The 12,004-nt window shown below is 70.1% G+C and carries 9 protein-coding genes; 8 read left to right on the plus strand and 1 reads right to left on the minus strand.

Annotated features, from left to right (window positions below; all coding sequences use genetic code 11):
* Positions 1-55 precede the first annotated feature (55 nt).
* The 6 genes from recD to DSC_RS00215 all read left to right on the plus strand — a co-directional run bounded on the left by recD (position 56) and on the right by DSC_RS00215 (position 8,152).
* On the plus strand, positions 56-1,975 hold the full coding sequence (recD, locus tag DSC_RS00190) for an exodeoxyribonuclease V subunit alpha (protein ID WP_014159066.1): 1,920 nt from the start codon (positions 56-58) through the stop codon (positions 1,973-1,975).
* Positions 1,976-2,540: 565 nt separating this feature from the next.
* On the plus strand, positions 2,541-3,224 hold the full coding sequence (locus DSC_RS00195; protein ID WP_014159067.1) for a heavy metal response regulator transcription factor: 684 nt from the start codon (positions 2,541-2,543) through the stop codon (positions 3,222-3,224).
* Positions 3,221-4,666 (plus strand): heavy metal sensor histidine kinase, encoded by a 1,446-nt coding sequence (locus tag DSC_RS00200; RefSeq protein ID WP_014159068.1) that lies wholly within the window; start codon positions 3,221-3,223, stop codon positions 4,664-4,666. Before DSC_RS00195 ends, DSC_RS00200 begins: the two co-directional genes overlap by 4 nt.
* Positions 4,667-4,761: 95 nt before the next feature.
* Positions 4,762-5,268: a hypothetical protein gene (locus DSC_RS00205; RefSeq protein ID WP_014159069.1), complete on the plus strand. Its 507-nt coding sequence runs from the start codon at positions 4,762-4,764 to the stop codon at positions 5,266-5,268.
* 141 nt (positions 5,269-5,409) lie between these two features.
* Positions 5,410-6,420: a zinc-binding alcohol dehydrogenase family protein gene (locus tag DSC_RS00210; RefSeq protein ID WP_014159070.1), complete on the plus strand. Its 1,011-nt coding sequence runs from the start codon at positions 5,410-5,412 to the stop codon at positions 6,418-6,420.
* Positions 6,421-6,565: 145 nt separating this feature from the next.
* Positions 6,566-8,152, plus strand: coding sequence for a DNA recombination protein RmuC (locus DSC_RS00215; RefSeq protein WP_014159071.1), 1,587 nt, complete (start codon positions 6,566-6,568; stop codon positions 8,150-8,152).
* Between the two features lie 121 nt (positions 8,153-8,273).
* On the opposite strand, the gene ilvD is transcribed toward DSC_RS00215, so the two are convergent.
* The gene (gene ilvD, locus DSC_RS00220; protein WP_014159072.1) at positions 8,274-10,112 is read right to left on the minus strand and encodes a dihydroxy-acid dehydratase; all 1,839 of its coding nucleotides are present in this window, start codon (positions 10,110-10,112) and stop codon (positions 8,274-8,276) included.
* 161 nt (positions 10,113-10,273) lie between these two features.
* Here ilvD and DSC_RS00225 point away from each other — a divergent pair, with 161 nt between their 5' ends.
* Positions 10,274-10,810, plus strand: a complete 537-nt coding sequence (locus DSC_RS00225; RefSeq protein WP_014159073.1) for a DUF1190 domain-containing protein — start codon at positions 10,274-10,276, stop codon at positions 10,808-10,810.
* On the plus strand, positions 10,810-11,994 hold the full coding sequence (locus DSC_RS00230) for a glutathionylspermidine synthase family protein (RefSeq protein ID WP_014159074.1): 1,185 nt from the start codon (positions 10,810-10,812) through the stop codon (positions 11,992-11,994). Before DSC_RS00225 ends, DSC_RS00230 begins: the two co-directional genes overlap by 1 nt.
* The last annotated feature ends 10 nt before the right edge of the window (positions 11,995-12,004 follow it).

Genomic DNA, 12,004 nt, shown 5'->3' on the forward strand with positions numbered 1-12,004 from the left:
CTCACCCCGCAAACGGGGGAGAGGGGGCACAGGCAAGTGCGAGGATGTGCCGTCCATGAGCACCCCCAACCTCCTCGCCTTCCTCCTACGCGCAGGCGCCCTGCGCACGCTGGATCACGCCTTCGCCCAGAGCCTGCGCCGGCTCGATCCGGACACGCCCGAGGAAGTGCTTGTCGCCGCTGCCCTGGCCTCGCTGGCCGTGGCCCAGGGGCATGCCGGTTTCGATCCCGCGCGCCCGCAGCTGCTGGTCGATGCAGCGCTCGACTGGCCCGATCCCGCGTCCTGGCAGGCGGCGATCATCGCCTCGCGCTGGGTTGCCCAACCCATGGCCGCGGAGGAAGCCGCCACCGCCGACCGGCCGCTGGTGTTCGAACATGGCCTGCTCTACCTGCGCCGCTACCGCGAATACGAGCGGCGCCTGGCCCTGCAGCTGCAGCGCATCGCGGACCAGCCGCTGCACACCGCCGGCAGCGTGGAGGTGGCCGATGTGTTCGCCCTGCTGTTTCCGCCCCCGCAAGGCACTGGCCTGGCTGCGCAGGCGGGCAGCGGCCAGGACCGCCAGGCGCGCGCGGCCGCGCTGGCCCTGCGACGGGCCCTGCTGCTGGTCACCGGCGGCCCCGGCACCGGCAAGACCACCACCATCACCCGGCTGCTGGTGCTGCGCATCGCCCACGCGCAGCGCGCCAACACGGCCTTGCCCCGCATCGCCCTGGCCGCGCCCACCGGCCGCGCCGCCGAGCGCATGGCCGAAAGCCTGCGCCAGGCCGCTGCGCAGATCATCGCCAGTGGTGTCGATGCCGCGCTGTGCGCTGGCCTGCCGGGCAGCGCCAGCACCGTGCATCGCCTGCTCGGCACGATTCCCGACCAGCCCACCTTCCGCCACAACGCCGACAACCCGCTGCCGTTCGAGGTGATTGTGGTCGACGAGGCCTCGATGGTCGACCTGCCGCTGATGTGCAAGCTGGTCGAAGCGGTCGCCGATGGCGCCCAGCTGATCCTGCTGGGCGACCCGGACCAGCTGCCTTCGGTGGAAGCCGGCGACGTGCTGGCCGCGATCCTGGCCGCTGCCGGTCCCGGTGATGCGCTGGAAGCCGACGACGCCCGCGCACTGCAACCGCTGCTGGGTGATGCGCTGCCGGTGGTCGCCCAGGCCGGCGGCCTGCACGGCAACCGGGTGCAGCTGCTGCGCGGCTATCGCCAGCAGGCGGACTTCGACCTGTCGCCGCTGGCCCTGGCCGCGCGCGATGGCGATGCCGAACGTGCGCTGTCGCTGCTGCGCGGTGGCCAGCTGCGTGGCGTGAGCTTCCACGAGGACGTGCTGGACCCGCTGCAGGCACAAGGCGAGCTGTTCCTGGCGCACTGGCGCGCGCTGGCCGCGGCGTCCGATCCGGCCAGCGCCTTGCAGCTGGCCCAGCGCCTGCGCCTGCTCACCGCCGTGCGCCAAGGCCCACAGGGCGCGCGCGGCCTGAACACGCGCATCGAGCAGCTGCTGTCCGGGCGCCGCACCGGCGGCGCGCCGGCCTACTTCCACGGCCGCCTGCTGCTGGTCACTGAAAACAGCTATCGCCATGGCCTGTTCAACGGCGACATCGGGATCTGTCTGGGCGATGGCAGCGGCGCGCTGATGGCCTGGTTTGCCGGCGGCGAAGACGGCAGCGTGCGCCCGTTCCATCCCGCCGCCCTGCCTGCGCACGAGAGCGCCTTCGCCATGACCGTGCACAAGGCCCAGGGCAGCGAGTTCGACCAGGTCTGGCTGCAACTGCCGCGCCTGGAGAGCCGGGTGCTGTCCCGCGAGCTGGTCTACACCGCCCTGACCCGCGCCCGCAGCCGTCTGCACGTGGCCGGCAGCGCCGAGGTACTGCGCGCGGCCCTGGCCCGGCACGCCGAGCGCATGTCGGGGCTGGCCTGGCGCCTGGAGCGGGGGCAGAGCAGGGCGCGGCCGACGGACGGGCCCGCCCAGGGTCGCCTGTTCTAGCAGCCTGTCGGGCTTTGGTGGTCGAGGCGAGAATTCGGCTGTGCGAGGTCAGATTTTCGACGGTTCGCCGGCCCATCGTGGTGCTATGGGCCAAGAAGCGGCGGAAAGATGGACCGCACAGGCGGATTCGCAGCCCGGCCGACCAAAGTCCGACAGACTGCTAGGAGCCTGCGGTCGGGCGTACGGGGCCGGCCCGGCGCCGGCGAAGACCCGCGCTGACGCACGCGGCTGCTTGATTCAGGCGGGGGCGGGCGCGACCGGCTCTCGCCCTGGCCGAGTGACGGGATTGTCAGCGCCTGGTCAGGAGGGCGATGGGGGGCGACGACCAGAATCGGCGCCATCGCCCGAAAGCGCCTTCCGCAGCGACCGTGGCACCGCGCCCGGTCATGCCGCTCGCCACGGGGATGCCGGCTGCCGGATGCGTGCACGCCGGGCCAAGCTCGCCCCCCTGGCCGCAGGTGCCGCGGGACGGCTTTATTACCCCCGCCGCAGATGCGGTTTGCGCCTGCGCACCTGAATGGATCGACGCTGCATGAGCCAGCTCCCGACGCCGTACCATGACGCCATGAAACTGCTGATCATCGAAGACGAAGCCAAGACGGCCGGCTACCTGACCCGCGGCCTGGGCGAGGAAGGCTACAGCGTGGACCATGCGGCCAACGGCGTGGACGGCCTGCACCTGGCCCTGACCGGGGACTACGATGCGGTCGTGCTGGACATCATGCTGCCGGGCATGGACGGCCTGCAGGTGCTGCAGGCGCTGCGCGCCCAGCGCGACACCCCGGTGATCATGCTCACCGCGCGCGACCAGGTCGACGATCGCCTGCGCGGCCTGGGTGCAGGCGCCGATGATTACCTGGTCAAGCCGTTTTCCTTCCTGGAACTGCTGGCGCGCGTGCAGGCCATCACCCGCCGCGGCCGCGCCCACGAAGCCACCCAGATCCAGGTCGGCGACCTGCACATCGACCTGCTGGCCCGTCGCGCCACCCGCCGCGGCCGGCGCCTGAACCTGTCGGCCAAGGAGTTTGCACTGCTGGCCGCGCTGGCCCGCCGCCGCTCGCAGATCCTGTCCAAGACGGTGATCACCGAGACGGTGTGGGACATCAACTTCGACACCAACACCAACGTGGTGGAAGTGGCGATCAAGCGCCTGCGCGCCAAGCTGGAGTACCCGGGCGAGACCAAGCTGCTGCATACCGTGCGCGGCATGGGCTACGTGCTCGAGGTGCGCGAGGACCAGGCCGAGTGAACACCCGCTCCATCGCGGCACGGCTGGGGCTGATGTTCGGCCTGGCCGCCACGGTGGTGCTGGCGGTGCTGGCCGTCTCGCTGTTCCTGTTCCAGTCCTACGAACTGCAGCGCCACAACCGTGAGGAACTCCACGCCCGGCTGGTGATCGTCGAGCGCCTGGCGGCACGGGCCGACAAGGACGCGCAATGGGGCATTTTCCGCGACAAGCTGGCCGACTTCACCCCCGAGGACGGCAGCCTGTACTTCCTGGTGGAAAGCCGCGATCCGCGCTACCGCGTGGGCAGCGGCTTTCTGGACCAGGCGCGGTTCGACGGCCACGTCGAGGGCTTCGGCAACGCGGTGCTGGCCAACGGCCAGCAGTACCTGACCCTGTCCCATCCCCTGCCGGCCGCCGGTGAGCGCCCGGCGGTGCAGCTGATCGTGGCCGAGGGCAAGCGCGACATCGAGGCGGCCGAGTGGCTGCTGGCGGTGGGCATCGTGGTGCTGTCGCTGGTGGCCGTGGCCGCGGTGTCCACGCTGGGCTGGTGGATCGCCCGGCGCGGCCTGGCGCCGGTGGACCGGCTCAGCGCCTACGCGCGCAAGCTGGACGTGCGCGACCTCACCCTGCGCCTGCCGGCCGACCACCTGCCGACCGAGCTGGAAGGCCTGGTGGTCTCGCTCAACGAGGCGCTGGATCGGCTGCAGCGCGCCTACGAGCAGCTCAACGCGTTCAATGCCGACGTCGCCCACGAATTGCGCACGCCGCTGGGCAACATGATCGGCGAGACCCAGGTGACCCTGACCCGAGCGCGTTCGTCCGATGCGCTTCAATCCACGCTGCAGTCCAACCTGGAAGAGCTGGAACGGCTGCGCAACATCGTCAACGCGATGCTGTTTTTGGCCCGCGCCGACCGCGGCGAATCGGCGCGCGACCTGGTGGAAGTCTCGCTGCGCGAGGAAACCACCAAGGCCGCTGAGTTCATGGACATGGTCATGGAAGATGCCGGCATGTCCCTGCGCGTGGAAGGCGATGCGCGCGCGCGGGTGGAAGGCTCGCTGTACGCGCGCGCCATCACCAACCTGCTGGACAACGCGCTGCGTCATGGCGCCCCGGGCGGCACCATCGAGGTCTTCATCACCGAGGCCGGCGACGCAGTCAGCGTGAGCGTGCGCAACCGCGCCGCGCCGATCCCGCGCGAGGCGCTGGAGCATCTGTTCGACCGCTTCTACCGCGCCGATCCGTCGCGCACCGGCAGCGACCAGAACCACGGCCTGGGCCTGGCCATCGTCAAGGCCGTGGCACAGCTGCATGGCGGCACGGTGTTTGCCACCTGCGAAGATGGCCATGTGTGCATCGGCCTGCGCCTGCCGCGGGTGGCGCAGGCGGCCCCGCCGCCAGCCGCGCGTGCCGGCGGGCGTGCAGGTCGGGCGCCACGGGTCAGTCCGCAGCCTTCGGCCTGAACCGGCGGCGCTGGCCGGCAGTTGCCGGCCGCCGGTAAAGTGGCCGCCAGATGGGCGTTGTGCTGCGCCTTGCTTGCGCCGGGACCGGAGAGCCCATGTTCGCACCCGTGATGTCGCTGTTGCTGGCCGCCGCAGCCGCCACCGCGCCGGCCGCCACTGTCGTGCAGCTGCGCACGGCCATGCCCGTGCGCTGCATTGCGCTCTATCAGGGTTCGCTCAAGGGCTCGCACGTGCTGGTCTCGGCCGACACCCTGCAGACCCTGGCCGGGGGCGATGCCGATGGCCTGCCACTGGATGCGCGCATGACCCGGATCATGGCCAGACGCGCCAGCGACCTGCTGGCCATGGCCCGGGACCTGGCGCGCGACGCCCGCGGCTGCCAGCAGCTGAGCCTGACCCAGGTCGGCGATGCCGGCCTGGTGCTGATCCCGCTGATCGAGGCCGGCCGGGTGGCGGTCTGGTCGGAGGTCGGGCATGGTCTGGTCCCGGACATCCGCATCGAACAGGGCGTGTGCAGCCTGGAGCATCCGGTGGCCGGTTTCAGCGCCAGCATCGACGGCGAGGCCAAGGCCTTCCTGGTGCTGATGACCTGCATGGTCTGATCGGCCGCCGGGCCGGCGGCGCCTGCGGGCGGGAGGTTTTCGGACCCCTGTGCCACCGGTTTGCAGTCCTGGCGGGTTTTCCGCGGCGCGCTGCGCGCCGACAATGGCCTGCAGATCCGTCCTCCGAGGGAGTCCTTCGCCATGAAAGCCGTCGCCTACCTCCACGCTGGCCTGCCGATCGATGACCCGGCCGCGCTGATCGACATCGAGCTGCCGATCCCCGAGCCCGGCCCGCGCGACCTGCGGGTCAAGGTCCACGCGGTATCGGTCAATCCGGTCGATACCAAGGTCCGCCACCGCGCCCAGGTCAGCCAGCCGCGGGTACTGGGCTGGGACGCGGTCGGCACGGTCGAGGCCGTCGGTGCCGCGGTCACCCTGTTCAAGCCCGGCGATGCGGTGTTCTACGCCGGGGTGATCGATCGCCCCGGCAGCAACGCCCAGTATCAGCTGGTGGACGAGCGCATCGTCGCGCGCAAGCCGGCCAGCCTGGACGATGCCCAGGCCGCGGCCCTGCCGCTGACCGCCATCACCGCCTGGGAGTTGTTGTTCGACCGCCTGCGCATTGCCGAAGGCGGGGGCCAGGGCCAGGTGCTGCTGGTCACCGGCGCAGCCGGCGGCGTGGGCTCGATCCTGGTCCAGCTGGCGCGCAAGCTGACCTCGCTGACCGTGGTCGGCACCGCCTCGCGCCCGCAGACCCAGGCCTGGGTCGGGGAGCTGGGCGCCCACCACGTCATCGACCACAGCCAGCCGCTGTTGCCGCAGCTCAAGGCCGTGGGCATCGACCAGGTCCAGCACGTGGCCAGCCTCACCCACACCGGCAGCTACTACAGCCAGTACCTCGACCTGATCGCCGCGCAAGGCCAGCTGGCCCTGATCGACGACCCGGCCACCCTGGATGCCCTGCCGCTCAAGTCCAAGAGCATCTCCCTGCACTGGGAGTTCATGTTTACCCGCCCGCTCTACCAGACCCCGGACATGCAGGCCCAGCACGCCCTGCTGACCCGCGTGGCCGACCTGGTCGATGCCGGCACCCTGCGCACCACCTTCGGCGAGCACTACGGCACGATCAACGCCGCCAACCTGCGCCGCGCCCATGCCCTGATCGAAAGCGGCAAGGCCAAGGGCAAGATCGTGCTGGAAGGTTTCCACTGAGCCAGGCCCGCAGGAGCAGGCCGCCTCGGCATGCCGCGCGCCTGCACCATGACCGGGACTGCGCGCGCGCCGGGCCGTGCCGGGGCCGGATGGACACCGCCGTCCGGCGCAGTGGCTGAGACCTGCCGCCGATACACTGGCGTGCATGCAACCTGAAATCCTGATCCTGGGCGGCCTGGTCCTGGCCGTCATCGTGCTGCAGCTGGTGCTGCTGCTGCGCCGTTCCAACACGGACGCACTGGAAAACGCCCTGCGCGAGGAACAGCGCAGCGGCCGCGGCGAGCTGCGCGAGCAGCTCGAAGGCCTGGCCCGCCAGCAGGACGCGCGCATGGAGGCCTTCGCGCGCAACCTGACCGAGTTGTCCACCCGCACCGATACCCGCCTGGACCTGCTGCGCCAGGCCCTGGGCGAGGACGCGCGCAAGGCCCGCGAGGAAGGCGCGCAGGCCCAGCAGCGCAGCGCCGAACAGCTCGGCAGCCGGCTGGTGGAGATGCGCGCCCAGCTGGACGCCTTCGGCGCGCAGCAGGAGGCCCGGATCGTGGCCTTCGGCCAGCAACTGAGCGAGCTGATCGCCCGCAGCGACGCGCACATGGCCGCCCTGCGCGAAGCCCTGGCCGAAGACGCGCGCAAGGCGCGCAGCGAGGCGGGCCAATCACAGCAGCGTTTTGCCGATGCCCAGGGCCTGCGCCTGACCGAGCTGACCCAGCGCAACGAGGCCCGCATCGCCGAGATGCGCGCCACCCTGGACCAGCAGCTGCAGCGCCTGCAGGCCGACAACGCGGCCAAACTGGAACAGATCCGGGTGACCGTGGACGAGAAGCTGCAGGGCACCCTCAACACGCGCCTGGATGCGTCCTTCAAGCTGGTGTCCGAACGCCTGGAGCAGGTCCAGCGCGGGCTGGGCGAGATGCAGCAGCTGGCCACCGGCGTGGGCGACCTCAAGCGGGTGCTGACCAATGTCAAAAGCCGCGGCGGCTGGGGCGAGGTGCAGCTGGAAAACATCCTCGAGCAGACCCTGACCATCGAGCAGTACGCGCGCAGCGTCAAGGTCAGCGCCGACAGCAACGAGATGGTGGACTTCGCCGTGCGCCTGCCCGGGCGCGGCGATGGGCACGCCACGCCGGTATGGCTGCCGCTGGATTCCAAGTTTCCGCACGAGGACTACGAGAAGCTGCTCAACGCCCAGGAGCTGGGCGATGCCGAGGCGGTGCGCGTGACCGGCGTGCAGCTGGAGCGTGCCATCCGCATCCAGGCCAAATCGATCAGCGACAAGTACATCGCCCCGCCGCACACCACCGATTTTGCGGTGATGTTCCTGCCCACCGAGGGCCTGTACGCCGAAGTGATCCGCCGCCCCGGCCTGGTCGACCTGCTGCAGCGCGAGCACCGGGTGGTGATCGCCGGTCCGACCACGGTCACCGCGTTGCTCAACAGCCTGCAGATGGGCTTTCGCACCCTGGCCATCGAGCAGCGCTCCAGCGAAGTCTGGGCGCTGCTGGGCGCGGTCAAGAGCGAGTTCGGCAAGTTCGCCGGCATCCTGGAAAAGGCCGAGAAGCAGATCAACACCGTCAGCAAGAGCCTGGGCGATGCCAGCCGCAAGACCCGCACCATCGCCCGGCGCCTGCGCGGGGTGGAGACGCTGGGGCAATCGCAGTCCCAGGCCCTGCTGGGCGAGCTGGGCGCCGAGCTTGACGAGGAAGCCGAACCGGCAGGCGACGACCCGCCGGCTTGAGCGCAAAAGCTTCGCGTCGAACGGCGCGCGGCTGGGCGCGCCATCGGCCCATCGCCCCTGGCCGCAAGCGGCGCTCCCGGCGATGGCCGGAGCCGGCGCGCGCGTCAGGGCGACAGGCGCGTCAGCCGTCCAGCATGGCCTTGTCGCGCACCGCACCCTTGTCGGCGCTGGTGGCCAGCAGCGCATAGGCCTTGAGCGCGGTGGTGACCTTGCGCGGACGCGCCTGGGCCGGTTTCCAGCCCCTGGCGTCCTGCTCGGCGCGGCGGGCGGCCAGTTCGGCATCGTCCACCAGCAGGTTGATCGCGCGCTTGGGGATGTCGATCAGGATCTTGTCGCCGTCGCGGACCAGGCCGATGGCGCCGCCGCTGGCCGCTTCGGGCGAGGCATGGCCGATCGACAGGCCCGAGGTGCCGCCGGAGAAACGCCCGTCGGTGAGCAGCGCGCACTGCTTGCCCAGGCCCTTGGACTTCAGATAGCTGGTCGGGTAGAGCATCTCCTGCATGCCCGGGCCGCCCTTGGGGCCTTCGTAGCGGATCACCACGACCTCGCCGGGCGCGACCAGGTTGGCCAGGATGCCCTTGACCGCCGAATCCTGGCTTTCGAACACCCGCGCCCTGCCTTCGAACACGTGGATGGATTCGTCCACGCCGGCGGTCTTGACCACGCAGCCATCGACGGCCAGGTTGCCGTACAGCACCGCCAGGCCGCCCTCGGCCGAATACGCGTGCTCGACATCGCGAATGCAGCCTTCGCTGCGATCAATGTCGAGCGTCTTCCAGCGCGTGGCCTGGCTGAAGGCCACCTGGGTCGGCACCCCGCCCGGGCCGGCCTTGAAGAAGGTATGCACCGCCTCATCCTCGGTCTGGGTGACATCCCACCTGGCGATGCCCTCGGCCAGGGTCTTGCTGTGCACGGTCGGCACGTCGGTATGCAGCAGGCCGCCGCGGGCCAGTTCGCCCAGGATCGCGAAGATGCCGCCGGCGCGGTGCACGTCTTCCATGTGGTACTTCTGGATGTTCGGCGCCACCTTGCACAGCTGCGGCACCTTGCGCGAGAGCCGGTCGATGTCGCGCAGGTCGAAGGCCACCTCGCCCTCCTGCGCGGCGGCCAGCAGGTGCAGGATGGTGTTGGTCGAACCGCCCATGGCGATGTCCAGGGTCATCGCGTTCTCGAAGGCCTCGAAGCTGGCAATCGTGCGCGGCAGCGCGCTGGCGTCTTCGCCGCCGTACCAGCGATGGCACAGCTCCACCACCAGCCGTCCTGCGCGCAGGAACAGCTGCTCGCGGTCGGCGTGGGTGGCCAGGGTCGAACCGTTGCCCGGCAATGCCAGGCCCAGGGCCTCGGTCAGGCAGTTCATCGAGTTGGCGGTGAACATGCCGCTGCACGAACCGCAGGTCGGGCAGGCGCTGCGCTCGTAGGCGGCGACCTTTTCGTCCGAGGCATGCGCGTCGGCCGCCACCACCATCGCATCGACCAGGTCCAGGCCATGCTCGGACAGGGTGGTCTTGCCCGCTTCCATCGGCCCGCCGGAGACGAACACCACCGGGATGTTCAGGCGCAGCGCGGCCATCAGCATGCCGGGGGTGATCTTGTCGCAGTTGGAGATGCACACCAGCGCATCGGCGCAGTGCGCGTTGACCATGTACTCGACCGAGTCGGCGATGATCTCGCGGCTGGGCAGCGAGTACAGCATGCCGTCATGGCCCATGGCGATGCCGTCGTCCACCGCGATCGTGTTGAACTCCTTGGCCACCCCGCCGACCCGTTCGATCTCGCGCGCGACCAGCTGGCCGAGGTCCTTCAGGTGCACGTGGCCAGGCACGAACTGGGTGAACGAGTTGGCGATGGCGATGATCGGCTTGTGGAAGTCGTCATCCTTCATCCCGGTGGCCCGCCACAGCGCGCGCGCGCCGGCCATGTTGCGACCAAAGGTGGAGGTCCTGGAGCGGTACTCGGGCATGGCGGTGTCTTTGGGCCGGCGCAGGGCCGGCGTGATGCGGGAAGGGCGGCATTTTCCGCGCTTTTCTCGGTTGCTGCTGCAACTGACGATTCAGCCATGTGCAGCAGGCCGTTGGTGACGGCAGGCATCATGGGCCATCGCATGACCTCGACCGACCCAAGATGAAACGCTCCCGAACCACGTCCCTGCTGCTGATGGGCGCCGCGCCATTGCTGTTCAGCGCCTGCCAACGCGAACCGGAAGTGCGCCAGGGCCTGTACACCTCGGTGGACGCCTGCGCCCGCGAGACCGGCGACAAGGCCAGCTGCCAGGAAGCTTTTGCCAGCGCCCAGAAACAGGCCAGCGAGCAGGCGCCGCGCTATGCCTCGCAGGAACAGTGCAAGACCGATTGGGGCCAGGACCGCTGCGTCGAGCAGCGCGACAGCCAGGGCCATTCGTTCATCGGCCCGATGATGGCCGGCTTTTTCATGTCGCAGATGCTGGGCAATCGCCGTGGCTTCAACAGCGCGCCGGCCTTCCAGGATCGCAACCGCGGCTGGCTGCGCCCCACGCCAGGGGCCCGCCCGGACACGTCCAATGCGTTCCGCGCCGGCAACACCGGCATGACCCCGATCACCAGCGCGCCCAACCGCGCGGTGACGGTCAGCCGCGGCGGTTTTGGTGCGCGCAGTTCCGGCCGCAGCAGCTTCGGCGGCTGATGCGTCGGGTTGCCATCACCGAGCGTGGCGATTGGCGCGCGCAGGCGGGCGCATGCGGGTTCGATTTCCACACCATCGGCGGCGCACCGTACTGGGACGAGACGGCCTACTACGCCTTCACCCTGCGCCAGATCGAGGATGACCTGGAAGACCCCAGCGCCGAGCTGCACGCCATGGCGCTGGACCTGGTGGACGAGGTGCTGCGCGATGAGGCCAAGCTCAAGCAGCTGGCCATTGCCCAGCCGTACTGGCAATGGATCGCCGACAGCTGGCAGCAGCGTCAGCCGCATCTGTACGGGCGGCTGGACCTGGCCTACGACGGCAACGGGCCGGCCAAGCTCTATGAGCTGAACTACGACACGCCGACGTCCTTGTTCGAGGCGGCGTTCTTCCAGTGGCAATGGCTGGAAGACCAGCGCGCGGCCCAGCGCCTGCCAGCCCACGCGGACCAGTTCAATTCCCTGCACGAGGCACTGGTGGCGCGCTTCGGCCAAATCGCGCCTGAGCTGAAGCACCCGTTGAGATTCACCGCGGTGCGCGGCTCGAACGAAGACCAGGGCACGGTGGCCTACCTGCGCGACTGCGCGGCGCAGGCTGGGTTGCATGGTGAGCTCATCGCGCTGGAAGACCTGGGCCTGTCCGAGGACGGCCGCTTCACCGATCTGGATGATCTGGTGATCGGCACGCTGTTCAAGCTGTATCCGCTGGAAGATCTGTTCGGCGAGGCGTTCGGCCAGGCCCTGCCGGCATCGGGCCTGCAGCTGCTGGAACCGCCATGGAAGGCGGTGCTGAGCAACAAGGGCATCCTGCCGCTGCTGTGGCAGCGCCATCGCGGCCATCCCAACCTGCTGCCGGCCCACTTCGACGATGGCAGCGCCCTGCAGCCCGGCTGGGTGCGCAAGCCGCTGCACTCCCGCGAGGGCGCCAACGTGGCCCTGCACCTGGCCGACGGCAGCTGGCAGGAAAGCCAGGGGCCGTATACCGGCCCGTGCATCATCCAGGCCGCCCATCCGCTGACCGCCTTCGACGGCCGCTATCCGCTGATCGGCTGCTGGGTGATCGGCGAGAGCGCCTGCGGCATCGGCATCCGCGAGGACGACAGCCGCATCACCGGCGACAGCGCCCGCTTCGTGCCCCACGCGATCATCGATGCAGTGGGCATGCCCGGCACGCTGTACGCGTGATGATGCGGGC

This window comes from Pseudoxanthomonas spadix BD-a59, from assembly GCF_000233915.3.
GTDB classification, from domain to species: Bacteria; Pseudomonadota; Gammaproteobacteria; order Xanthomonadales; family Xanthomonadaceae; genus Pseudoxanthomonas_A; species Pseudoxanthomonas_A spadix.

Coding starts and splice junctions, on each gene's coding strand:
- DSC_RS00205 (WP_014159069.1), top strand. CDS start 4,762: ATGTTCGCACCCGTGATGTCGCTGTTGCTGGCCGCCGCAGCCGCCACC.
- DSC_RS00210 (WP_014159070.1), top strand. CDS start 5,410: ATGAAAGCCGTCGCCTACCTCCACGCTGGCCTGCCGATCGATGACCCG.
- DSC_RS00225 (WP_014159073.1), top strand. CDS start 10,274: ATGAAACGCTCCCGAACCACGTCCCTGCTGCTGATGGGCGCCGCGCCA.
- DSC_RS00195 (WP_014159067.1), top strand. CDS start 2,541: ATGAAACTGCTGATCATCGAAGACGAAGCCAAGACGGCCGGCTACCTG.
- DSC_RS00215 (WP_014159071.1), top strand. CDS start 6,566: ATGCAACCTGAAATCCTGATCCTGGGCGGCCTGGTCCTGGCCGTCATC.
- DSC_RS00230 (WP_014159074.1), top strand. CDS start 10,810: ATGCGTCGGGTTGCCATCACCGAGCGTGGCGATTGGCGCGCGCAGGCG.
- ilvD (WP_014159072.1), bottom strand. CDS start 10,112: ATGCCCGAGTACCGCTCCAGGACCTCCACCTTTGGTCGCAACATGGCC.
- recD (WP_014159066.1), top strand. CDS start 56: ATGAGCACCCCCAACCTCCTCGCCTTCCTCCTACGCGCAGGCGCCCTG.